The sequence below is a fragment of the Desulfovibrio inopinatus DSM 10711 genome (assembly GCF_000429305.1).
Classification (GTDB): Bacteria; Desulfobacterota; Desulfovibrionia; order Desulfovibrionales; family Desulfovibrionaceae; genus Alteridesulfovibrio; species Alteridesulfovibrio inopinatus.
This window is the reverse complement of record NZ_AUBP01000006.1, coordinates 72,614-96,376: the sequence shown is the minus strand read 5'-3', so window position 1 is coordinate 96,376 and position 23,763 is coordinate 72,614. Positions and strand designations below refer to the sequence as shown.

Here is a 23,763-nt window from a genome sequence, read left to right as displayed (position 1 = left end):
CTGTCCCTTCCTTAACAAAACGGACTCCACCATGGAGTCCGTTTTGTACTTCTACTTGACGATATATCCCTTCTTTTGCATGCATTCATCCACAAGGCGTTCCTTTCCTTTTATACCATCTTCATCCGGACCGAGTCTGGCCGCGGCTATGGTGGCCAAGTATTGACATTCGGCATAATCACTTCGGGCTTGTTCATCTCCGGCCACATCGTTGGTCAATGTCACATCACCGCAGCCAGCGAGACCAATGAGGATGATGGGCACAAAGAGAATACCAAGGAGAGATTGGACATGCGTCATAACGTGCTCCATATGTGGTCAGTGTGTTTGATCGGCATTGCGTGTTGGCTTGTTCCCACTTGGGGCATGGCTCAAGGTCCGACATTGACATCGCACACGTTTCGAGATCTTGGCTTTGCCATGCGATTTCCCGAAGAACGTGTTGAATTCTCAACAAAACAGACCACACTCGCCGGCATGGGTGCCGTTGTCGATAAAGTCGAAGGAGAAAGCGACGATACCGAAGTGATTGTGGTTGTTCGGCGGTATCGATTTGCCGAAGCACCTACATACGACGCCTTGCATCGTTATCACGAGGAGCTGGCCAGGGAAACCTCGGCGTTGGGTGGGTCTGCTCCGCAGGTGTCGTATCAGCGCGCTCCGGCCGCGGAAGGAGGTCTCGGACTTGAAATGGCTGTGGCCGTGAATCATCTTGGGTTTCCGGCCATGCTGGTCCTGAAAACCAAACCTGTTGGCTTGGATCTGTATGTTGTCAAAGTGCTGGCCCAGGATCTCATGGTGGCTGAGCGTATTATGAATTCATTTCATGTTCTCGATACGAGTGGTGCCGTCATAAAATGAGTCGGTGGTGGGAAAAATGAAAATGCCGGCCGCTCCCGTTGGGGAGCGGCCGGCATAAGCGTTTTTTATTGTATGACGAGATCAAGAATCGATATGAGTACCCCGACATTAAGCTCCTGTTCAAAAAGAGCTTCAATGCTGTGGTCGGCAGTGACACCGGTGAACGTATAGCTGGAAAGGTCACCAACGGACTGGGAATCAACAAGCACATCCCGGATGAGCATACCGTTGTCCGGTGTGATGGTGAAGGTTTGGTCGGTGCTCTGAATGACTGCCACCTTCCCGTTCGGGCTGATGGAGCCGCCGGAGCCAGCCGACGCGGTGATGGTATATGTCGGAGCACCTTCCTGGGTCAGCGTGTATTGTATTCCCTGGATCGTCAATGTGCCGGACCGCGGATCGGGGCTCGTGTTTTGATCGACATGGAAGAGAATGGTGCTGGTCCCAGTCCCGGATGTAGCACTTGTGATGGTCATCCAGGAGTCATTGCTTTGTGCGGTCCAAGAACAGGCGTCATTGGTGTAGAGGGAAAGACCCTGCACACGGTATTCCGCTGAAATTTCAGATGCGGTTGGTGATATCGTGTACTCACAGGAGACGCCCTGCTGGGTCAATGTGTAGGTCATGTCCGCAATCGTCAACGTTCCGGAACGAGGGGTGGTGCTTGTATTTTCGTCCACATAGAAGAGGATTGTGGCGGTCCCGGTGCCGGAGGAAGCGCTTGTAATAGTCATCCAAGGCGCATTGCTTCGCGCGGTCCATTCGCAACCGCCGCTGGTATAGAGCGAAAGGCCGTGAACACGGCTCTCCGCCGAGATTTCCGATGCTGTCGGTGTAAGCGTATAGGAGCAGCTTCCGATCGGCCCGAGTGAGGCCGACATAGAAGAACTCGGGGACGAAATCTGTTTCAGTTTGATGCCTGAATCCGTGCCGTTATAATTAGCGGATGACGGGGAGGTGTCGTTGGTGAAAAGATTATTGTTGCCCGTGTAGAATAATGTTCCGACAGAACCTTCACAGGAGGAGCCATAACGGAGCATGTCGCAGCTCTGTGTACTCGCTTGCTCCGGAACAACACCTTGGTGGCCTGTCGAACGGTACATATTGATATCATTGTTGTCGAGTGAACCTACAGTGTCATCGATATGTTGAATAAGCAGGCCGCCGGACCAGCTTGATCCAAGCTTCTTCCGCATGCCGAGATCCCATGATGTTGGATAGCGATTTTCGGCAAGAAAATATTCAGTTGTCGAGCCCTGCGTGTTGCGTAATTTTGCCACGGAAGAGGCCGTCGTCAACGGGGTCGGAAACGATAATGTTTCTCCGCCGGTTGGCGTTTGCGGTGTCACCCATCCGAGATATTGCCGCGACCACGCATCGAGCATTACCGGAGTTGTTCCCTCGCTTTCGCCGCTATTTGCGCCCCACGAGCCGGAAGCCATCAAGGAGAAAATCCCCATGCCTTGATTGGTGCCGCTTGTGTCGTACAGGTCCGGTAAACCACACATGGAATGTCCGAGTTCATGAACGATGACGCCGATAGGATGGCGTTGACTCGAATCGTCGAGTTCGCCACTGACAGACCAGCTCGTTAAGACTTTTGAGCCTGCCAATACAGGGTTGTTTTCCGTACTGTTCCACGCATGCGCCCAAACGCTTGGTGTTTTGTAACTGCCTGATGCTTCGTATCCGGCAAGAATGCAATGAATAACCATTTCTTCCGGTTCAAGTTTGCCATCGTGGTCGTCGTCGTATGCATCGAAATTGACATAGGGGTTCACGGCAATCAGCACCGCCTGAAGCCATGTTTTCTCCAAGTCGTAATTGGAAGACGACGAAAGGCCGTCATTGGGATGCGACACGTTGACCGTTACTCCTATGACTCCTGTGGGAGCAGAAGGCACGGAATGTGGAATGGCGGTAAGATACATTTTCCCCAAAGAATTGTCGCGATAATACGATGCGGCTGATTTGGAGTTCGATGTATTGAAGATGACATTGTACCACTCTGAGCTGGTCGTTGAGAGTGATTTGTTGGTGAATTGGACTAAAAGAATGAGCAGGCCTTTTGAACCGGAAACAGGTGTCGCGGTCCATGTGTTGGTGATTGCGACATCCAGCGACGAGGCCCGAGAAGACAATATCGGCGTTGCGGAAACATTCTTTCTGATGTCCGGTCGGAGATGTTTGAGCATGCCTTGTGGAACCGCTTTGCCAGGCATCACACGATGTCCGGAGAGGGTGAGTCGTCCTTGAGCCTTTTGGGCGTATTCCCAAATCCCCGTGGACTTATCCTGAATGACGGAATAGCCCTTGCGGGTTTCGGTCCAGCGGTTGTGTTCATCTCCTCGCAATCGGGCCGTGAATGTCTCGCCGTCAGGTTGGGTCAATGTGAAAAGCTTGGGGCTTGCCGGTACGGCAAATGCGTTGCTCCCGCTTATCAAGGCGAGACATACTATCCACAGCGTGAGGGCTGGAATGTTGAAAAGAAAACAACGTTGCCGTCGCGTCGTACAGTAAACCTCATGCGGCACAGCAGACTCCTTATGCATCTATTCCGTTTCGATAAAAGTAAGACCAAATACAGGGTTTGCAATTCCCGTTTTGAGGAACGTGGTCGAAACAACAGAAAAGGTCTTAGACAGGAGTGTATGCGTATATGGTATTCATCCTGCCTTGGATTTGCTCTTGTACCAATAAGGAACAAAAATGAGAACAATGGTTTTTTCATGAAATATCGTAATACCGTTTACAGAATATATGATGCTCAGCTCGCTACCATTCATTCGTCAAAGATGGGGAGGCGGCTTCAATCCATTGTTATTTGACGTCATTTATTGCAGGTGGTGCATGTTTTTCGAAAATATTCTTTAAAAACAGCTGTATAAATTCTGGGTGTCGTTATTCTTCTTAGTGTTCTTTGCAATAAAGATGCCTATTGGATGGGGCGATGTTTTCAGCTCTCTTTTGGTTTTTCAGGCAACAAATATCTCTTATAATGTCGTTTTGCGATGGAGGTTGGTATCACCACATGGCGCGAGAATGGCATTTTGAACGTGGACAATGCGATGTTGCTCTGGTGAGAGCCGGTAAGGCACGATACTGAGAATGCTCCTTATGAAGACGTCGATTGTTGGCATCACTTTTGTAGTCCAAATATTATCGTTACAATGTTTCTATGTGCATTTGATAAACATCGCTATGTTGCAAGGAGAAAGCCAATGATCCACATATATTTTCTCTGTCTTTCTCTGATGACTCTTGTTTGTTCTCCCATGACGGCGACGTCGGCTGAAGTTTCGTGGGGATTGGTGAGTGTACTCAACCGATTCTATTGGACACCACAGGATTTACCTACCGCAGAGAATTGGGTTGAGAAAGCGAAGGTGAGTTGGGTTCGGGAAGAGTTTACTTGGGATCTCCTCGAACTTGAGCCTGGAGTATATAATGAGGAAGCATTGGCGTACATGGACCGGGTTGTATCGGGAGCTCAAGAGCGTAATAACCATGTACTTGGGTTAATTGTACCCAGTGATGATTGGAATGCAGTCAATGCGGCTCCCGCTACAGACGACGAGCGGAAACGGTTTGCCGATTTCGCTGCCTTCTTGGCCGCACGCTACCAGGGGCAGGTCGATGCCTGGGAAATCTGGAATGAACCGAACAGTAGTGAATATTGGAAACCCAAACCGAATGCGTATGATTACACCGCGCTGCTCGCTGCCAGCTATTACGCCATGAAGGCCGTTGCTCCTCAGACTTTGGTTGTTGGGCCGACTTGTGCTGGAGTTGACGATGTATATTTACAAGCGTTCTTAGCAGCAGGTGGTGTCGCTTTTCTTGATATACTGAGTATTCATCCATATCCATATGAGATTTCAAAAATTTTTGAGAATAGTATTGAGGAATTTGAGATAAAAAATCTGTATAAATGGTTGGATGACCTTGGTGTGTCACCTCGTATCTGGGCAACGGAAATCGGTTGGCCGGTTTATCCTGCAGACAATGGGGTCTCTGAAGATAGGCAGGCTGTCATGCTGGCCCGAGCCTATTTAGGACTTTTTGCCTTGGGAGTGAACGCCGTTTATTGGTATGATTTATATACAGATTTGGAGAATAATTCCACATTTGGGCTCATTTTGGAAACCAGTCAGACTCCACGATCTGCCTTTGACGCGCTGTCGTATCTCGCAGAAGCCCTTGAGAACGCCATGTTTGCATACGCTCCTGATTTCGGTGAAAATGGGCGTGCTTATGTATGGACGCAAAACGAACAGACTGTTTTGACGCTGTGGCGATTTCGCGGGGTTATGTCTGGCACGGTTGAGATCGATCTGGACGGAGATGTGGGCTGTATAACCGACATTTATGGGCATGATATTGCTTCTCGGCGTCTCAAATCGCGAATCCAAGTGCCTGTAAGCGACTCGCCTATCGTATTGTTCGGAGATTTTACCGTGAAGAGTCTTTCTTTTGTCCCGACACTTAATATAGCGACAACTCTGCTTCTTTTGAATGAGTGATGCAGAGTTGTCTTCTGTTGAACAACGGCTAATCTCGTGATGGAGTGTTCAGTTCGCGTTTTTCCACGCTCTCATCATGTTCTTTTTTCATGATGCCTTTGGCGGCAAGGATACCTGTTGCGGCGGCTGAAACAATGTTTCCCGCCACTCCAGGGCCATCTCCTGCGACAAACATGCCGTGAATAGCTGTTTCAAGATTTGGCCCGGTGTCTATTTGTGTCGCAAAAAATTTGATTTCCGGAGCATAGAGTAGCGTTTCGTTATTGGTGACACCTGGGACAACATTGTTGAGCTTGGTTAAGCCTTCGACAAGGTTCGTCAGAATGCGTTCCGGCAAAGCCATAGCGAGGTCTCCGCAGACAACATCGGTTAATGTCGGTTCGATGTAGCCTTTTTTGATGCGAGACCAGGTGGACCGACGTCCGCGAATGAGGTCTCCGAACCGTTGCAGAATCGGTTTTCCCCCTCCGATGAGGCTGGCCAATTTGCCAATAGACTCACCATACGACTGATTGTCCGTCACTGGATCATTGAGCACCACCTTGGAGAGGAATGCAAAGTTGGTGTTTTCCGACTTGTTGTCCCGGTAGGCGTGACCATTGACGCAGACGAAGTTTTGATAGTTTTCCAATGAGACGAAGCCACCCTTGTTCGTACAGAACGTTCGGGTCTGATCATCGTATTTTCGCGTCTGGATGAAGAACGTCGGGTCGTAAATAATATCGGTAAGATCATCCATGATGTCATTATGGACCTCAACGCGTACGCCGACTTCAATGCCACGCTGAGAGAGACCCAGGTTGTGTGTTCCTGCGATTTTCCCAACCCAATCGGCGCCAACCCGTCCCGGAGCAAGTACGACATATTGACAAGCGTATGTCTTTCGGTTGGTCGCAACCCCGACAATGTGTCCATCTTCGACCAGGATGTCATGAACTTCTTCCGACGTATGGATGGTGACACCTTTTTCGCGCAGATAGTCATACATGGAAGCAATGTGGCCGGGGAGATGGTCGGACCCTAGGTGTTTCTGCTTGATAAGAAGCAGGTCAATACCATGTTTTTTGGATTGTTTTCGAATTTCGCGGGCTTGTTCCATGTTGGTGGGATAGATCGGCCCATCCATGCCAAAGCGGTTAAAAACCGTTTCAGTCTCGTCAATAAGCGCCATTGCTTCTGTTTTGGGAAGAAACTGCGTGAGGTCGGTTTTCCCTAAGATATGAATAAAATTGAGCTTACCGTCGGAAAAAAGTCCCGCACCGCCAATTCCTGCCAGAATATGACACGGCTTGCATTTGATACAGTCTGTGTATTCTCGCTTGCTAATCGGACAAGTCCGCTTAAGCGGTCCTTTGCCTTTGTCGATGAGCAAAACACGTAAATTGGATGTTTCGACAAGCTGGTATGCGGCAAACAAACCGGCAGGACCACCGCCAATGATGATGACATCGCATGAGTCTGGAGTTGGGGTATTCATAGCAACCTCCGAAAGCAATCTCGGGCACAAGACCGGAACTTTTAGTATAATCACATCAAAAGAGGGAGAGCAAGCTATAAACGACGACTTCTTATGCGGGGGGAGGGTATATTCTCCGCGAAAAACTGTGCGCAACCGTGATGTTAATAAGATGGGGTTTCATGACTGTGAGAACGGAGGATTCAAGGTTGGAACGCGACGCCTTGGGCAAAGATAGGACACTATCATGCGTTATGAACTCGTCATCGCTATACCCATGATATACCGGGGTATAGCATGATGAAAAAAGATTTGAAGAATGCGCAAAGATTGAATGGAACACGCTGTATGTTTTGTTGTTTCGTAGCATCCTGTTTTTTCAATGTATTATTAAAAATTGAAACACAATAGTCTTCATGTTGATGGAGAGATCAATATCATACTCTTGACACCCATACCCCGCATGGGTATTTGAGTGTTGAGGCGTGTGTGAAAAACGCTGTTGTCAGTTTGTTCACTATGCGTTCGGGCGATGCCCGACGTGTTCAACACAGAGGAGGAATACCCATGTCACGTAAGCTGTTCGCGCTGTTGTCCCTGAGTGTGTTTGTTGTTTCGCTTGTAGCCGTTGCTCTTGCTGCGGAATCACCTGGTGGCAACTTTCGTAAGGGTAAATACCTTTTTCGAAAGAACTGTCGTTCCTGCCATGCCGAGGGGGCTGCGGCCAAAGATCTGAGTCCAGCAGACAAAACACAAGCGGAATGGACAGCCCTGTTCAAGGATGCGAGCGCGATACCGTGTCATGCCGATTGGAAGGGATTGTCCGAGTCAGATCAGCTCGATATTTTCACCTATATGCATGATTTTGCAAAGGATTCTCCAAGTCCTGCGAAGTGCAGTTAGTGTGAACGCCCGCGGTATCCCGGGAAGTATGCTTTCCTTCCTGGGATAGGCGGCTTTGGGGTGGCTGAAGCGCTGCCTGGTCCCTTCTGGAAACGGAGACGGATATGGAAGAGAATCGGAAGAAGTCGCTGTCGCGGCGTGGATTTCTCAAGGCTGCCGGTGCCAGTGTGGTTTCGGTTGCTGCCGGCGGTGCTGTAGCGGGTGGTGTGCGTGCCACACACGCAGCACAGGCAGAAACAGTTGATGATCCTGGCTGGGAATCACGCTTTAGCGTATGTGATATGTGTTTCAACAAGTGTGGGTTGATCGCTCGGGTCAAGGATGGCCGTGTGGTGAAACTTGATCCCAATCCAAAATTTCTCAAATCACGTGGTATGTTGTGCGCTCGCGGGAATGCCGGTTTAGCACAGTTGTACAATCCTGATCGTCTTAAGACACCGTTGAAGAGGGTTGGAGCCAGAGGTGAAGGGAAGTGGGAAGCTATTTCCTGGAAGGAAGCGTTTGACCTGGCTGCAAGCAAGCTGAAGGAGTTGGGCGAGAAGTATACCCGATGCGGAACATTATTTACAGCCGGTTCGGATATGCAGTCGACATTTGTCCATCGTCTCGCTGAAGCCTATGGCTCATATAATGTCACCAGTCATGAATCCTTGTGCCTCGTTAGTAACAACCGCGCATATCTCGACACGTTCGGTGAAGTCCCGTTTGCCGACGTCATCAACTCAAAATACGTCATCATGGCCGGCGCCAACCGATTTGAAGCGCTCGTGACCCCAGATTCCATGGATATGGTGACGGCCATGCAAAACGGTTGCAAGCTTGTTGTGCTCGATCCGCGATATACCAAAACCGCAGCACTTGCGAATGAATGGTATCCCATCAAGCCGGGAACCGACATGGCGTTCATGTTGGCGCTTGCTCACGTCATTATTTTCGACAAGTTGTACGATCCAAGGTGGGTTGAGGAAAAACTGTCTGGTCTGGACGAATTGCGCGACCATGTGCGTCAGCTTACTCCGGAGTGGGCAGCGAAAGAGACCGGTATCGATGCCGCGGTTATCCGGCGTATTGCTCACGAAATCGCCGAAGCTGCGCCGCAGGCCATGATCTATCCAGGGCGCCGCAGCTCCGACTATGAGAATTCTACACAGATTCGTCGGAGTTTCGCCATTGTCAATGCGTTGCTCGGCAACTGGGATACCCCCGGCGGCCTACTCGGAGCACGACAGGTCGGTCTGCAAAAGGGGATTCCATCGGAAGCTCCATGGTATGACGACAACCCGGACGAACGCGCTGATGCCGGTATTGCTCCGATGATGTTTGTGGAAGAAGGATCGTTTGTCCTCATGCGCGATGCGGTCTTGTCCGAGAAGCCGTACCCGATCAAAGGGTGGTTTGTGTATAAAACCAATCCCATGGGGACCGCTCCCGATCGCAAAAAGACGAAAGCGATGATGGAAGCCATGGAATTTGTCGTCGTTACCGACATCCTCATGAGTGACACCGCGCTGATGGCGGATCTTGTCCTGCCTGCTCCGACCTATCTTGAACGGCAAGACCCGGCTTCGGCGTTACAGGGGTCGAGTGCTTGTGCCTGTGTTGTGCAACGTGATCCTGTTATTCCTCCACTGTATGACACAAAGCCCGTCTTTGAGATATGCAAGGAGATCGCCAATCGGCTGGATATTGGGGAACACTTCGACTTTACCATTGAGGAATATCGCAAGGCGCAACTCGCTGGATTGCCCGATGCGGCTCATGCCCTTGAACGTGACGGAGTGTATTATAATCCGAGCAAGGTCTATGGCATCTACGAGGGCAAAATCTACAAGACGCTGTCCAAAAAAATCGAACTGTACAACATACGCTATAAGGATATGGGGCTGGACCCGTTACCTGTCTATGCTTCGCCTTCCGAACCGTCTGCGGATCGTTTCCGCATGGTAATCGGGCGGAGTGCTGTCTACACGCATTCGAGTACCCAGGACAATCCGGTTCTTCACCAATTCATCTCGACGAATACATTGTGGATGCATCCCGAATCAGCCAAGCGGCTTGGCTTGAATGATGGTGAAATGGTCGTTGTCTCCAGTCCGGTTGGGAAAGCGGAGTTATCGCTTACTGTAACGCCAGCCATTCGTCCGGACACGGTCTATACGCTCACCGGTTTTGGTGCATTGTCCGCAGGGCTTTCACTTGTTCACGATAATGGCGCGAGCCTGTCCGAACTTGTGGAAAGTCAATACGACACCATAAGCGGCAATGCGGCTATGCATACGACATTTGTCTCCGTCACGAGGAAGGAGGCAGCATGAGCACTCAACTCGCCATGGTGATTGATGCCACCAAGTGTATCGACTGCAAGGCCTGTATGGCTGCGTGTAAAATCGCCAATCATGTTCCTGACGGGTATTGGCGGAATTGGATTAAGCCGTCAGCTCCCGACTTTACGCCGGGACCGCGCGCAGGATTTGCCTTTCAACCCGGCGCATGCATGCATTGCGACAATCCAACGTGCGTGTCCGCCTGCCCTACGGGAGCAACGTTCAAAGACAAGACCGATGGGACCGTCAAGATTGATGCATCCCTGTGCATTGGATGCGGAAATTGTATTCCCGCTTGTCCGTATGGGGCTCGATTCCGCAATCCTGTCACGCATGTTGCCGATAAGTGCAATTACTGTCCGGAACGTCGAGCTGCTGGCTTGTTACCGGCCTGTGTCGACACTTGTCCGACAAAAGCCCGTGTATTTGGCGATATCAACGATCCTGAATCCGAGGCGCATGTGCTTCTTGCCGAAGACAAGAGTCGTGTCGTCCGACTCGTCAATGCGGAAACCGACACCAAACCCAATATGTACTATTTGGGGAATCCCGGCCCCAAGGCATGGCCCGTCAAAGCCGAAGCGCCAGCTCCCATGCGAGCTATGATAGGCATAGCGCCGTTGCTTAAGGCAGCTGTCGCCGCAGCTGGCATCGGGGTTATTGGTCTCGGTATCAAGCAATATCTCATTGATCGCAAAAAGCCGGAAAATGGGAAGGAGGGCGGTCATGACTAGGCAATTTGTGCGGCATAACCGATGGGATATCGGGATTCACTGGTTCAATTTCTTTTGTTGGATATTCCTGTTTGCGACAGGTCTCGGCCTTGTCAAAAACGATCAGATCAATCTTGTGGGCGCGTGGTGGCCGGACCTTCTGCGTACCATCTTCGGGACGGGCGGTCTTTTGCTTGCCCATGAAATCGTCGGGATTCTCTGGGTTTTCGGATTTTGTCTGTATCTTCTCGTCAACGGAAAAGGAGCGATCTTTTTCCTCTCACAGACGTTTCTCATCGATCTCAAACGGGACATCGTCTGGATGATGAAGAAGCCCATTCATATGACCATGGGCGACGAAGGCCTCAAGCGTTTCGGCATGACGCCGGGCTTACCGCCTCAAGGCTTCTATAACATGGGGCAAAAAGCCTTTGCCATTGCCGCAGTGCTCGGCAGCATTGGACTCATTGCCACCGGTCTTGTGATGATTTTGTCGCAAACGTCGTCCGGTATGGCAGCCTTACCACTGACACAGTGGTCGATCCTCATTCATTATGTGTGTGCCCTGGTCGTGTTCGCCGGATTATTGGTTCATATCTATATGGCCGCCATAGCTCCGGAAGAGCGCCCGGCATTCATGTCTATGTTCACAGGCAGCGTTCCTGAAGACTACGCGAAACACCATCACAAGCTCTGGTATGAGGAGGTCTCGGGCAAGTAGCTGGGGGCCGCCCTCCCTCTCTCCTCTCTTCCCCATACCTTTTTAGCGGCTGGAGTATGAGAGACAGTGCGGAGGTGGGCGTCAAACCTGATCGTGTTGAAACTGTTAGGTATTTTAAAGATATTCTGTGCGTACTTTTTGAGGAGTTGTGAAAAAAGTGTGTGCAGTATCGCCGAAGGAACTCATTTTTTTACATTCTTACGGAGGATTACGAGATGAAGCGAACTCAAACCATGATCAGCGTGTTGGCGATGCTCTTGGCGCTTATGTTTACGGCTGGATTGGCAATGGCAGCCGAAGAAGAGCATTCCAATGAACCGCCCAAGGTCAAACCGGAATGGTTTTATAAAGATTTGGTTGATGCGGACTTTGTGAAAGAGCACATCACCATTCCCCGCACTGACGATGTCATGATCATTGATGCGCGGCCATATATGACGAAGTACGCTCTGGGCTACATCCCGACGGCGGTCAATATTCCGCAGACGAAGAACGATGAAATGGCCTCGCTGTTGCCCAAGAATAAGGATGCATTGCTTATTTTTTATTGCGGTGGATACCACTGTAAATTATCCCACAAGGCAGCGAAGGTTGCTGAGAAATTGGGCTATAAGAATATAAAGGTCTATGCCGCTGGGTTTCCGGATTGGAAACGACATGGGTATGACGTGGCTGTTGAGTCGGAATATGTGAAGAATTTGCTGGCTGAAGGAAAGAAACCATATCTGCTTATCGACGCTCGGCCTTTAAATAAGTTCTTGGAGGGGGCAATTCCCGGTTCCGTCAGCATTCCGGATAGCAAATTTGATGAGTTCAAAGGCGTTCTGCCCAGCGACAAAAGCACCCAGCTTGTGTACTATTGTGGTGGTTTCAAGTGTAAGCTTTCGCACAAGTCGGCGGACAAAGCGAAGAAGCTGGGATACACCAACGTCGTCGTGAACGAATCCGGCTATCCTGGATGGAAAGAAAAATTCGGAGGCAGCCAGGCTGCGTCCATTTCTGCCGATGTCAAGGACGGCGCCATTGATGTGACCAAGTTTGAAGCCATCCTCAAAGACAATCCCGACAGCATTATGCTTGTGGATGTGCGGGATGCCGATGAATTCAAGGCCGGTCATTTCCCGACGGCAATCAATATGCCTGTTGACGAAGTGGAAAAGAAAATTGCTGAATTCACAGCGGACAAGCCCATTATCTTTGTTTGCTCAACAGGCGCACGAAGCGGTGAAGCATTTTATATGTTTCTCGACAAGCGCCCGGACCTCAAGGATGTCTATTACTTGGAAGCTACGGTAGACTTTCACAAGGACGGAACCGCAAAGATTACACCGAATAAATAAGAGCATCGCATCAGGCCGAAGAGGTGCACCTCTTCGGCCTGATTGTTTCGGGGGAGAGATCTATGCGACGCATCGTTGTAATGGGAATCGTCTGGCTGACGGTGTTGACGGGAATAGCAACCGCTGCTCCGGTATGGCTGGAATCGGCGGTGCGTGAGGCAAATCATAATGGCTATCAAATCGTTGAGACTGCACAGCTCCAGGCATTGCTTGAATCGCAACATGATGCCGTTGTTCTTGATGCCCGTCCGGATTATGAGTTTCGGCAAGGTCACATTCCGGGAGCATTGAACTTGGAGTTTGATCTTGGCGATCAACAACGGCTTTCGGCACAAAAGAAAAAGGCTCTCAAGGCGTTGTTTGGGGAAGATACCGAGCGGCTCGTCATTATTTACTGCCGGGATGTTCGTTGACTGCGCGGCCCTATGGCAGCGCGCTGGTCAGCACGCATTGGCTATAGCAACGTGTTCCGGTATCCAGAGGGCTTTTTCGGGTGGCGTGATGCTGGGCTCCCTGTGGAAACGTCGGATAATAAAGCGAAGGCTACGAGATGATATGAGGAGATACGGGAGTAGATAACATTTTGAAGAACAGGGGAAAACAGTGTAGAGAGCACGTCCCGACCGAATTGGTCGAGAACTCGGCTCTGAACATTTCTTTCCCCATGTGGCATTGAAGTTCATGCCACAAAACAACAAGCACAAGAGGTACGCGGAAATGAATTCTCTGTCAGGCGATTCCCAAGAGATGCAGGGTAAGGCCCGTCGTAAGACCAAGGACGCGACCTCGTCAGGTCAGGAACAACTCGATGACCTACAAAAAAATGTTCTTGCCAGATTACGGCGCATTGAAGGCCAGATACGAGGCATTCAAGGAATGGTGCTACAAGGCAAGGAATGTGAAGATATTTTAATTCAGGTCAAAGCGGTCAGTTCAGCGCTGAAATCCACTTCTCGCCAAATTCTCAAGCGCTACCTGAAAGTGTGTCACACCAAAGCCATGGAATCGGCTGATTCCGAAATGGCATATAAGCAATTGGAAGAAACGGTAAAGGTGCTGACCCATTTCATAGAAGGATGAATGCAACGAAACCCATTGGGAAATTATTGTACCGGTGGAGTTTGACCTGGAAGCCAGAGTGAATAAATGGCATCGAATTCACCCTGTTGAACAATTCTTTCAAAGCCGTTTTGCCAAGCTTTCACTACATCGGGGTCCGTATCGAAGGACAAAGCGAGATAGAGATCGACCTGTTTGATCGTCAAAATTTCTTTGAACGCATTATCTTTGAATTCTCCACTCTCCATAATACCACGCATCCCAAGATTGGTACCGAGAACCAAGTCAACATGGCCTCGGTCGAGTTTCTTGAAATTGAGCATATTACTGTTACTTCGTTCGAGGTTTGTAAATCCGTGCTTCATGAGGAAATGCTCTCGAGCATCATGTTTATAGGTTCCGATTCGATTGACTTTTTTAGCGTCTTCAAGCTTGTTGATGACTATTTTTGCATTTTTTCGGGCATATAAGCACCATTTGACGCGGAGAAGCGGGCCAATCCAATGGAATAAAGGTGCGCGCTCAATAGTATACGTTGTGGAAAACAGACCGACATCAGGCTCATTGAGCAAATATTTATAGCCTCGTGCCCAGGGTACAATGGAAATCGGCGACTGATCGCCGATGCTTTTTTGAATGGCACGTACAATTTCAGTACTTATTCCGGTCACCTTTCCATTCTTTATGAAACTCCCTGGAGGAGAGTCTTCGGCATAGAGGCGTAAGGCCAATCCTGTTTGCGGAAGAAAGCAGAGCAATAGGAATAAAACGCCAATCGTTCTGGAGTATTGCAAAAGATGTGTACGGGGAAGGACAAACGAATTGATACGTTGCATGGGGGAAGAACCTCTCTGAGAGTACACTATTCTCTTTCGTTATTGTCCATGCAAGTCAAGTATGATTTTGTCGAGGGCTGTACTCATCAAGAAAAAAGGCGTCATTGACGCCTTTTTTCTTGATGAGAAAGGAGGGGTAGGAACTACAGCAGCGTTCCTATTTGGTAGACACCGATCGCCGCGGCCATGGCGAGCACGGTGTTGAACCCGACAGAGAAGGCCGCCCAGCCCCAACCGACTTCACGGGCTATGGCGACGACGGTTACAAAGCAGGGGGCGTACAGCATGACGAAGACAATTAATGCCAATGCTGCCGGCGTCGTCCATATAGGGTCTGAGGCCAATCGTTCAGACAGGCTACTCGTATCTTCAGGGTCGACGTCTCCCATGGAATAGGCCGTGCCCAACGTGGAAACAATAACTTCTTTTGCCGCAACACCACCGAGTAAGGCGATGTTGACACGCCAATCGAATCCGGCTGCTCGTGTGATGGTTTCTAAGAATGTACCAACGCGCCCTGCCAGGGAGTATCGCAATCCGGCTTGTGCTTCGGCGTTGTCAACGGTGAACAATTCAGCTTCGGCTTGGTCTTCTGTCAGGCTACCGGCTTCGATTTGAGCGGCGACGGCTTGACGATGCAATTCAAATTGTTCTGCCTGATGTTCAGGAAGTCCCGGAAATGTCATGGCAGCCCACAACAGAATGGAAATAGCCAGAATAATGGTTCCTGCTTTTTTGATATACATCCAGGTACGTTCCAAGGAGTGGAGTAAAACTCCACGAACGGTCGGCAAGCGATATGGTGGCAATTCCATGAGAAACGGTGTGGAGTCCCCGCGGATTACCGTACTCCGTAAGATACGGGCAGCCAGAAGCGCCACACCCCATGCGGCCAGCGTGATGAGAAACATGACATTTGTTCCCGACTTGGGAAAAAAAGCAGCAGTTAACAAGAGAAAGACGGGAATTTTCGCACCGCAATTCATAAATGGAGCTGTCAGAATGGTCGCAAGGCGCTCTTTCTCACTGCGTAATGTACGGGCCGCCATGACACCAGGCACGGCGCAACCGCCTGCAATGCCACCGGAAACGATAAACGGCATAACCGAGGAGCCATGCAGGCCAAAGATACGGAAAACGCGGTCGAGCATGTAGGCCATGCGCGCCATGTATCCCGAGTCTTCAAGGATGGAAATCATGATAAACATGATGGCGATGAGGGGAACAAATCCCATGACGCCGCCGACTCCATCAATGACCCCGGAAACAATAAGGGATCGGAAAAATCCTTCCGGTAAACTGGCTTCAGCCGTGGCAGACATCCAGCCGAATAACGCCTCAACCCACCCCATTGGGGTTTCTCCGAGCTGAAACGTGATTTCATAGACGAGATAGAGTATACCCAGCATGATAAGGGGACCAGCAAATGTGTTGGTCGCAATCGCATCAATGCTTTCACTGGCGCGGCGTCGGGCCGTGTTATCGTTTCGTTTCACCACGCCATTGCGCAGCAGAGAATTGATGAAGCCGTATCGAGCATCAGCCACAAGAGCTTCAGGGTAGACATTCAGTGTTGTCCGGCAGTGGGCGCTTGTTTTTTCGGCAATAGCTTCAAGCTCTTTATGTACAGGGCCGGATTGACGACCTTGACGTATGACTTCTTCGTCGCCTTCAAGATATTTTACAGCGAGCCATCGCGGTGGATAAATCTGTGTGAGGAAATCTGCCTGTTCAATGATGTTGACCATTTTTAAAATAGCTTCATCAAGGTCTTGCCCATAACTCAGAACCAATGGCTTGGGGGGTTGGGTAGATGCTGCCAACGTAATGGCTTCACGGAGAAGTTCTCCCTTACCCTGACCGGCTCTGGCAACGGTTTCGACAACCGGTACGCCAAGGCGTTGCGCCAACAGGCTGGTGTTGATTGTACGACCAGATTTTTTGACTTCGTCCATCATGTTGAGTGCCAAAACAAGCGGCACACCAAGCTCCATAAACTGGACTGCAAGATACAGACTGCGTTCCAATGCAGATGCATCCATAACATCGACCACGACATCAGGCTTTTCATTGACGAGATAATTGCGTGCTACAACCTCTTCCTGGCTGTAGGCGGTCAGAGAATATGCCCCGGGTAAGTCGACAACGGAAACACTTTCACCATTGTGGCGAACAACACCGACTTTTTTTTCTACGGTGACACCAGGGAAGTTGCCGACATGCTGCCGCGAGCCTGTCAGCGCATTGAACATTGTTGTTTTGCCACAGTTAGGGTTGCCTGCCAGTGCGAACGTTAACGAGTGTGTATTCATTATATCTCCTTACCAACCATGATTTCTCGGACCGTGATATAGTCGGCTTCTTGGTTTCGAAGAGCTAACGTTGTGTCACGCAGGCGAAGTGCAACCGGATCTCGTAAAGGGGCTCTTCCGACGACGGTCAGAGGGCAACCGGGGATAAGTCCCATATCGCGAATTCGACGACCAAGTTCACCGGTGGCTGTAATGGTATCGATCGTCACACTGTCACCTACATTCAGGGTACGAAGCGGCCTGGTTGTCATTGAAACATCTCCTTGTGTCTCGAATGGATATCTTCTGTCGATTGACGAGTAATTTGGACGTGGAGTCTTTTGATATCGTCGTGACCGACTGATGGATTTGATTCTCATTATCATGTCGTTGGGATTGAGTGTCATTTTCAACTGGAGAGGTCAAGTATAATTTGTAATAAAATGATTATTAAGAATTCTTATCTAAGAAAGCATGATGAATTAAGTTGTCATCTCATTGAGGAAAGCAAGGTGACCGGCAAGGTCTTGGGGGAAGGTTAGTCCTTGCCGATCGCTGGAGTGAGAGAACAACTAGGGGGAAATCCTGCAGTCGGCAAGAACTCGTCCGAGAGAAGACACGGAGCTGCTGTGGGTTTGTGCCAGAGGGATGTTTCGAGATTTCGCCAGACTTGCAGCCTGCCTGCGAGCCTTGTGCGAGACTTTATCTGTGAATAAAATGACCATGTCGGTTTTTCCAAGATGTTTGGCAACGGCATTTTCCTTTCCGGTGAATACTTTGAGATTAACGCCGCGTTTGGCTGCTTCAGCTTCGTATTTACGTTTCAGGCGATCTAAACCGCCAATAAGGATTGCACTCATAGTTTCTCCTTGGCTTCGACGTGTCTGATTCAGTTCATGTCTAATGATATTGATAATCAATGTCAATTAATAAGTGGCAATCTGTTTTGAATGAACGGTATTTAATATGTTTCTCTAATGGTATTAGCTTGTTGAGCGAGGAAGAGACTAAGCTCTTGTTGGGGTGATATTCATCCCCATGAGATTGCGCCCGAAATAAGAAAGAAAAAAAGTGAAAGAGGAGTTTATCCCACCACGACAGGCAGTGAGATGGTAAATTGCGCACCATGGTTAGGGATATTTTCAGCTTTTATTGTCCCGCGGTGCTCGGTGATGATTTTGTGTGTCAAAGCAAGACCCAGTCCGGTTCCTGTGGCTTTTCCGGTTTTGAATGGGGTAAAAATCTCGGGAAGAATGTTTTCCGGAATGCCTGGGCCATTGTCCCGTATAACAATACGAACGTTCTGGTCTTCAGGCCTGTTTTGAACCACGATGTCGAGATGGCCTCCTGTGGGCATGGCCTCGGCAGCATTTTTGAAAATATTCACCAGAGCGCGGCTCAGGTGGTCACTGTCGATAAAAACTTCAGGAAGCTCATCTATGCTGTCGGTGCTGAGTTGTTGGGTTATATGGTGTTTCTCGAAATAGGGTTGTATTTCATTCAGCTGCGCTGTGACAAACTTACCTGGGGCAATCGGTGAAGGTGTAAGGACAACAGGGCGTGAGAGTTGGAGAAGGTCTTCCATTAATCCAACAATACGCTTGATATGTTGTGGGAGTATCGTGAAGAGCTTTTCGCGGAATTTGGGTTTATCAATTTTGTTGGGTAAAAGTTGTACAAATGAATCAATGACCGTGAGTGGATTGCGGATTTCATGAACAATACTTGCGGCGATTGTACCGAGTTCGGAGAGACGCTTTGCTTGGCGAATATCTGCCTCAAGTCGACGTAATGCCGTGATGTCACTTAAGCTGACAATGAATTCTCGAGGCAATGCAAAGGCTTCGTCAAGAAGTACGGCATAGCTGACAAGAATATGCATGTCGCCTGTTGCATGAGTCATGATGACTTCTCGAGGCCCGACCACGTTTTTTCCGGCGATGAGGCCGGCAATGTGTGCAATGAGGGCATTGGAGGATGTGGGGCGCCCGATCTTCATCCCGGGTTCAAGGGGGTGGCCGGATTTTGAGAAAAGATCTTGGGCCGCAGGATTCAGGTGAACAATTTCTCCGGTTGTTGACACAGACACGAGGCCTTCACTCATGACGCGCAGGAGGTTTTCTCTATAGCGTTCCAGTGTTTTTATTTCTTCAAGGCTTTCGGCCAAGGCTTCTTTTTTGGCAACAATCTCATTGACAGTGGCGAGAAAACGGGACGCGAGTTGGCCTATTTCATCGTGGGAAGCAACAATGCGGTTGGTGTCGAGTTTTCCCTTCGCAGCGTTGGCAGTAGCTTCAACAAGACTTGAGAGAGGGCGTGTGACACGTCTGGCTAAAATAATGGAAGCCAACGCTCCAAGTCCCAACGCAGCGAACCCAAGACCGGCAATGGTCATTCGTGTGTTGAAAATCTGTGCATGCATCGCCGAAAGAGAAACCCCGACGCGTATGGTTCCCCAGCGTTCGGGAGAATCTGGCAACCGAACGGGCTCAGACACATCGAGCACAGGCTGATTCCGAGTTTCGGTTTGCTGAAAAAGTGGAACTGCCGACGTTAAAGCACGCTGACTTATCGCATCGCTAAGCGTCTTGTGACTCAGATCGGGGCGGTTCGAGTATCCAGCGATCACCCCCTCTTTATTGTGAATAATAATGTAGGCAAGTCCATCGTCGGCAGCGGCTTGGTTTGCTTTTTGTTCCAGTGCAGTGTGGTTGTAGGTGAGAAGATCTTCCAGACAAGCGGCTTCCAGGCTTTTGGCAATGGCCAAGCCGCGTTGTCGGGCTTCTTCTTCAAAAAAGCGTGACTGCTGAATAGTCATAGCTGTTGCTAATGCGCCGAGAACAAGAGCCAGAAGTATGGAGCTTGTGACAAAAAAACGTAACCAAAGGGGAAAGAACCGACCCTTTTCGGCTTGATGGGCAAAAGCGCAGAATGTCATCATTGGCAAGAAAATTAGTTGGCTGTTGGAGAAGACAACCAAAAATCGGCCAGAAGAACATACGCCTGGTCAAGAGCGTTTACATTGATTCCACGGACTCGTGGTTTGTATACACGCTCCACGCTCAGATAAAAAAGTGGGATAAGTGGTATATCCTGAGCGAGAAGTTTTTCGATATCCTGGTAACGACTGGCGCGCTCGCGCGGGTCTTGTGTTTGGCCGGCTTCGGCTAAAAGCCGGTCAACTTGTGGGTTGACATAATGAAACTCGTTAAACAATCCATCCGAGGCGATCAGAGGCGTGAGAAAGCTGTCGGGATCTGGAAGGTCAGCAAATAAAACACGTCGGTGGACTGCCGTCTGATCCGTTTTGAGATACGCTTTAAAGTCGTTCCAGCCTGATGTGATATATTTAATGCGTACTTTCACACCGAGTGCTTCCCAGCTCGATTGAATGAATGCCAGTTCTTTGGTGGAAAATTGCGACTGGACGGAACTGACAAGTTCAATCGGGCCGATGGATGTTGGATTTCCATGCGTTGCTTGATTGATGAGAGCTTTCGCTGTCTGCATATCTTGAGCGAAATCCCGTTTGACAGGCAGGTGTCCGGGCATGCCGGGTGGAATGATGCTGAAAGCAGGTTGGAATTTTCCCCCGTAGATATCCTGGATGAGCTTTTCTCGATTGATCGCAAGAGATAATGCATGGCGGACGCGGACATCTCGTAGTCCCGGGTGATCGGTACGAATACCATAAAACAGGACACTCAATGATGTTCGCCGGACCCAGTTCAGATTTGGAATCTCGGCCAGAGTGGTCTTGGCATCCCCATAGACCGGCATTTCATCAAGGAGACCAGCAGTAAAGTCTGCCAGCATTTGTGCATTGTTTCCGCCGGGGTAGATTCGATAAACAACCTCATCCAGCCAGGCCGGGCGACTATAGTATCCATCAAAGCGCTTTAATGTAATGGATTTATCGGGCAGCCATGAATCAAGATAAAATGGTCCTGTACCTATGGGGGCTTTGCCGAAAGCAGCCTCATTGCCACGTACGACATGCTCGGGAACAATTTTCGCCTGGTACATACTGAGAGCGACAAGAAACCGAGCATCCGGTCGAGTGAGTTTCATCAGCACTGTGGTGTCGTCTTTGGCAATGAGGCCGGCGACGTGTTCCGTTTCGCCGTCACGATAGGCTTCGGCTCCCTGGAGGAGCAACAACAGCGGCTGAATGATTGTGGGAGGATCAAGGCGGAGTAAGCGTTCTAACGTGAAGACGACATCGGAAGCCCGAACTGGAGCTCCATCATGAAAAATTGCATGGGGAGAAAGTTGGAACGTATATACCGTACCCTCTTCCGATACGGTCCAGGAAGTGGCCAGTGCCGGGTGGACAAGCATATTGGCGTTGAGGAGGACAAGGCCGTCGAAGAGCTGGTTGACCACACCGACACCATGGTGCTCGGTGACCCTCGCAGGGTCAAGTGTCGCTTGGTCTTGTGGGAGGGGAGCGGTGTATGTTCCCCCTGCGATGGGGGTGGCGTTTGTATCCGCATGATCACCTGTTTCTTCCGGGGGGGCCGAACAGCCAGCGCAAAGAATGATAACGGCAAAGAACAGATTGATCAGGAAGATCGAGAGGGAGCGGGAATACAGCACGACAAACATTCTCCTTGGCATAGGTGCTCAAGGATGAGTGTTTTTAAAGAAAAAATCAAGCTGACAATTGTTTGATTTTGTTGATGCTGGATGGTGTGTCGGTATTATTGTTTGATTTTATAAAGTCGTGCGCTGTTGAATTTTTTTTATAACGGATAAATAACGATTTTAATAATGACAAACTAAGTTTGTTTCACTGGAGATATGTGGAGAATATCTCCAGTGAATCGCTTTAGCTTGATTTACTACGGTCCGCCACCTTCATTGGCAAGAACAGGAAGGACGTAACACATAACAAACATTCCAGCGAGAAACAGAGCAGTCTTAACTTTTTTCATGTTAACTATCTCCTGAAGGTTGTATTATAGAGATAATGATTTATCTCTGTCGTTATTTCAGGGTATAGCAACGGTTATGCCATGAATTTGTATTTGTTTTGTTTGTCTGTAAGGTGTTGTTATTTAATGATATGATTGTTTTATATGAAGTCAGTGCGTAATAATGAAGATTGTATAGGCACATGTACATGTGCTTATGCTTGCTTAGATATGTCTCCTTATTCAATAAAGACACAGAGTTGAGGAGTTGCACTGATACGTGTGCCAATGCACTGAGGTGTGTGCATGCTTTCATTGGAGTTATTGACGGATGATCTGAATGCGAAAATCGATCTATCGATGTTCACAGTGAGCGTCAGGAGGACGGAAGACTGTAATAATTAAGACTCTGCACAAAGGTATGTGCAGAATCTTGGTGGCTTGTTAAAAAAAAATATAAAAACAGAGTGTTATGTGGGGTGACCACAGATTGATGCGGTCGCACATGATCGTGTGCGGGAAAAACGGCTAAGCGTTTTTTTGAGAGAAAATAACGAGTATCTGGAGCGGTTATCGTGATGTTTGTAGGTGAGGAGGGATTGGAATGTCACAACGTCAACTCAATATATTTATTTCATTTTTTTTAAAAAAATATCTCATCAAGTGATTTCATGGATGCCCACCCACACGTTCAGTGCCCAGAATAGTGCCCTCAGGCACTGATTTTGCTTTTCGTCGATATGATTTTCGACCGGCTTCCACACAACCCATATGGTCATGTGAGCCTGCGGTTGTTTTCTCTTCCCTCAACCCAAGAAAAGCGGTTCTTTCATGAAAATCATTTTGTTTGCCAATACCCGACACGACCTGTTGACCTGGAAGCGGCTTGCCCAAGCTGAGGTGGATGTCGTTATTTGTGATGTGTCGGCATACGGCGACGTAGCGACAAACCTGACTGATGCAACGGTTATTTCTCCGTCTCAGCTTGATGAGATGGAGGAAGATGAACCGCGTGTCTTCTGGTTTATGTTGCCACAGAGCCGTATTGTGGACGTGTATTTGCCATTTCTTAAACCAATTCTTCGGGTCGGGGATGTCGTGCTTGATAGCAGCCACTCGGAACCGGCCCAAAGTCAGCGGCGGGCTCGTGATGTTGAGTCTGTTGGGACTGATTATTTCGACATCGGCACCAACGCTTCACATAGCGTGTATCTCGTTGGAGGAAGCGAGAATGCCATGAGTAGACTGAAAAGTTTTTTCCTCTGCCTACGTCGATTTTGTCCGGTGCTGCACTTGGGACCGGTTGGCTCTTCCCATTTTGCTGTTCAGATATGCGAGTTCTTGGAGACCAGGGTTCGACAAACGTATCTTGAAGGAAAAGAAAAAATTTCAGCATCCCCTTTTGCTGAGACTGTCGATGCAGACAATTTACTTGGCATTTTTTCCGCGTATTTTGATACGTTGGCCGGTCCGCATTCGTCTACATCGCAGTTTGCTGGTGTTTATTAGTTTTGTACTAGCTGGCTATTTAAGGGAGATAAGGGAGAAGATATTCATGGCCCCCAAACTTATGGAGCTTGATCTCGATAAGGTGGATCGCAATACGGCACTGCAGTGCTGGATGGTATATCATGGAATTGAAAAAAAGAAGATCGCACAGGATCTGAATATTACCCCGTCCATGGTGTCGCGATTCATCAGCGGGAAAAGTAAATCCAATACATTACGACGGGCTTTTTTGAACAAAGGCGTTCCCGAAGAATTACTTGTCTAGACAGAAATGGAATGATGTTTCTCCAGAACGTGTTGAGAGGATATGT

Annotated in this window: 20 protein-coding genes; 11 read left to right on the top strand and 9 right to left on the bottom strand. The window is 49.2% G+C overall.

The window, feature by feature from the left end; all coding sequences use genetic code 11:
• Positions 1–51 precede the first annotated feature (51 nt).
• Positions 52–300: a hypothetical protein gene (locus G451_RS0106680; protein WP_027183632.1), complete on the bottom strand. Its 249-nt coding sequence runs from the start codon at positions 298–300 to the stop codon at positions 52–54.
• On the opposite strand from G451_RS0106680, the gene G451_RS0106675 reads away from it, so the two are divergent.
• Positions 292–861, top strand: a complete 570-nt coding sequence (locus G451_RS0106675; RefSeq protein WP_156921541.1) for a hypothetical protein — start codon at positions 292–294, stop codon at positions 859–861. The two genes, G451_RS0106680 and G451_RS0106675, sit on opposite strands and share 9 nt — an antisense overlap.
• Positions 862–926: 65 nt before the next feature.
• On the opposite strand, the gene G451_RS0106670 is transcribed toward G451_RS0106675, so the two are convergent.
• Positions 927–3,395 carry a M6 family metalloprotease domain-containing protein gene (locus G451_RS0106670; RefSeq protein WP_027183630.1) on the bottom strand — a complete coding sequence of 823 codons (2,469 nt, stop codon included), beginning with the start codon at positions 3,393–3,395 and terminating at the stop codon, positions 927–929.
• 687 nt (positions 3,396–4,082) lie between these two features.
• On the opposite strand from G451_RS0106670, the gene G451_RS0106665 reads away from it, so the two are divergent.
• Entirely contained in the window at positions 4,083–5,384 is a 1,302-nt protein-coding gene (locus G451_RS0106665; RefSeq protein ID WP_027183629.1) for a glycoside hydrolase 5 family protein, read from the top strand.
• 28 nt (positions 5,385–5,412) lie between these two features.
• Here the strand turns inward: G451_RS0106665 and G451_RS28090 are convergent, their stop codons facing one another.
• Positions 5,413–6,861, bottom strand: coding sequence for an NAD(P)/FAD-dependent oxidoreductase (locus tag G451_RS28090; protein WP_051261242.1), 1,449 nt, complete (start codon positions 6,859–6,861; stop codon positions 5,413–5,415).
• A 546-nt stretch (positions 6,862–7,407) separates the two neighbouring features.
• Here G451_RS28090 and G451_RS0106655 point away from each other — a divergent pair.
• The 7 genes from G451_RS0106655 (at position 7,408) to G451_RS0106625 (ending at position 13,921) form a co-directional block, all read left to right on the top strand.
• On the top strand, positions 7,408–7,743 hold the full coding sequence (locus G451_RS0106655) for a c-type cytochrome (protein WP_027183628.1): 336 nt from the start codon (positions 7,408–7,410) through the stop codon (positions 7,741–7,743).
• Between the two features lie 104 nt (positions 7,744–7,847).
• Positions 7,848–10,058, top strand: coding sequence for a molybdopterin-containing oxidoreductase family protein (locus G451_RS0106650; RefSeq protein WP_027183627.1), 2,211 nt, complete (start codon positions 7,848–7,850; stop codon positions 10,056–10,058).
• Positions 10,055–10,801 carry a 4Fe-4S dicluster domain-containing protein gene (locus G451_RS0106645; RefSeq protein ID WP_027183626.1) on the top strand — a complete coding sequence of 249 codons (747 nt, stop codon included), beginning with the start codon at positions 10,055–10,057 and terminating at the stop codon, positions 10,799–10,801. The genes G451_RS0106650 and G451_RS0106645 overlap by 4 nt, the downstream gene beginning before the upstream one ends.
• Entirely contained in the window at positions 10,794–11,501 is a 708-nt protein-coding gene (locus G451_RS0106640) for a formate dehydrogenase subunit gamma (protein ID WP_027183625.1), read from the top strand. The genes G451_RS0106645 and G451_RS0106640 overlap by 8 nt, the downstream gene beginning before the upstream one ends.
• Positions 11,502–11,716: 215 nt before the next feature.
• Positions 11,717–12,841: a rhodanese-like domain-containing protein gene (locus tag G451_RS0106635; RefSeq protein ID WP_027183624.1), complete on the top strand. Its 1,125-nt coding sequence runs from the start codon at positions 11,717–11,719 to the stop codon at positions 12,839–12,841.
• A 62-nt stretch (positions 12,842–12,903) separates the two neighbouring features.
• Positions 12,904–13,395: a rhodanese-like domain-containing protein gene (locus G451_RS0106630; protein WP_271121202.1), complete on the top strand. Its 492-nt coding sequence runs from the start codon at positions 12,904–12,906 to the stop codon at positions 13,393–13,395.
• Between the two features lie 163 nt (positions 13,396–13,558).
• Positions 13,559–13,921, top strand: coding sequence for a metal-sensitive transcriptional regulator (locus tag G451_RS0106625; RefSeq protein WP_245587782.1), 363 nt, complete (start codon positions 13,559–13,561; stop codon positions 13,919–13,921).
• Positions 13,922–13,944: 23 nt separating this feature from the next.
• Here the strand turns inward: G451_RS0106625 and G451_RS28085 are convergent, their stop codons facing one another.
• The 6 genes from G451_RS28085 to G451_RS28080 form a co-directional block, all read right to left on the bottom strand.
• Positions 13,945–14,736, bottom strand: coding sequence for a substrate-binding periplasmic protein (locus G451_RS28085; protein WP_051261241.1), 792 nt, complete (start codon positions 14,734–14,736; stop codon positions 13,945–13,947).
• Between the two features lie 143 nt (positions 14,737–14,879).
• On the bottom strand, positions 14,880–17,048 hold the full coding sequence (feoB, locus tag G451_RS0106615; RefSeq protein WP_027183621.1) for a ferrous iron transport protein B: 2,169 nt from the start codon (positions 17,046–17,048) through the stop codon (positions 14,880–14,882).
• A complete protein-coding gene (locus G451_RS0106610) occupies positions 17,048–17,299 on the bottom strand; it encodes a FeoA family protein (RefSeq protein WP_027183620.1) in 252 nt (83 codons plus the stop codon). Before G451_RS0106610 ends, feoB begins: the two co-directional genes overlap by 1 nt.
• Positions 17,300–17,599: 300 nt before the next feature.
• Positions 17,600–17,887 carry a DUF2325 domain-containing protein gene (locus G451_RS0106605; protein WP_027183619.1) on the bottom strand — a complete coding sequence of 96 codons (288 nt, stop codon included), beginning with the start codon at positions 17,885–17,887 and terminating at the stop codon, positions 17,600–17,602.
• 224 nt (positions 17,888–18,111) lie between these two features.
• Positions 18,112–19,845, bottom strand: coding sequence for an ATP-binding protein (locus G451_RS0106600; RefSeq protein ID WP_051261268.1), 1,734 nt, complete (start codon positions 19,843–19,845; stop codon positions 18,112–18,114).
• A 134-nt stretch (positions 19,846–19,979) separates the two neighbouring features.
• Positions 19,980–21,626, bottom strand: a complete 1,647-nt coding sequence (locus G451_RS28080) for an ABC transporter substrate-binding protein (protein WP_169727834.1) — start codon at positions 21,624–21,626, stop codon at positions 19,980–19,982.
• Between the two features lie 1,148 nt (positions 21,627–22,774).
• On the opposite strand from G451_RS28080, the gene G451_RS0106585 reads away from it, so the two are divergent.
• Together G451_RS0106585 and G451_RS0106580 are read left to right on the top strand one after the other, a co-directional pair.
• Positions 22,775–23,452, top strand: coding sequence for an NAD(P)-binding domain-containing protein (locus G451_RS0106585; protein ID WP_027183617.1), 678 nt, complete (start codon positions 22,775–22,777; stop codon positions 23,450–23,452).
• A 46-nt stretch (positions 23,453–23,498) separates the two neighbouring features.
• Entirely contained in the window at positions 23,499–23,717 is a 219-nt protein-coding gene (locus G451_RS0106580; protein ID WP_027183616.1) for a hypothetical protein, read from the top strand.
• The last annotated feature ends 46 nt before the right edge of the window (positions 23,718–23,763 follow it).